The organism is Streptomyces sp. MB09-01 (assembly GCF_033794505.1).
Classification (GTDB): Bacteria; Actinomycetota; Actinomycetes; order Streptomycetales; family Streptomycetaceae; genus Streptomyces.
In genome coordinates, this window is sequence record NZ_JARAYQ010000603.1 from 1 (window position 1) to 678 (window position 678).

The 678-nt window shown below is 73.0% G+C and carries 1 pseudogene; it reads right to left on the minus strand.

Annotated features, from left to right (window positions below):
- Positions 1-678, minus strand: a pseudogene (locus PV721_RS43680) (transcriptional regulator); the annotation flags it as partial.

A 678-nucleotide genomic window follows, 5' to 3' on the forward strand; every position in this document is an offset into this window, starting at 1 on the left:
ACGGGATGTTCGGCGGGGGCCTCCGGCGGTGCGGGGTCCATCGGCTCGGTACCAAGCGAGCCCGGGTTGTAGGCGGACGCCCACTCCCCGGTGGTGTCGTTCTTCACGGCGCGGGTCGGCGGCCGCAGCGCGGTCATCAGCTCCAGCCCGGAGGTGGCGGTGGAGCCGCGCGGCGTGATCACCCGGGCCGCGTACGTACCCAACACGCGGGCAACCTCTGCCGGCTCCATCTCCGCCACACCCGGCCAGGCCCGGGCATCGAGCGCGTCCCACGACAGGACCGCGAACTGCACGCACTGACGCTGACCGGCCTGCGCGGGCCGGTAGATCCGCGCCCAGGGGCCGAAGCCGCGCTGCGTCAGCTTCCACTTCGCCTTCGCGACCTGCTTGACGACCGGGTGGTCGTCCTCAAGGCGCAGGGAGCGGCGCTGCTCGTGACCTTCCAGCCGCTCGGGCAGCCCGAGCCGGACGGCGGCCGCCGCGGTAAGGACGACCAGAGGATCGGAGTCCTTGCCGTTGCGGTTCAGCCGCGGCGCGCCGAGCCCGGATTCGGCCAGCGTCCACTCCACCAACTTCGGAATCGTGGTGGCCGGGCAGTCCAGCACGATCCCGTCCACGCCGTACGCGCTCCCGTCACCGTCCAGGACCACGAGCGGGCCGTGCGGGAACCGCGGGTCG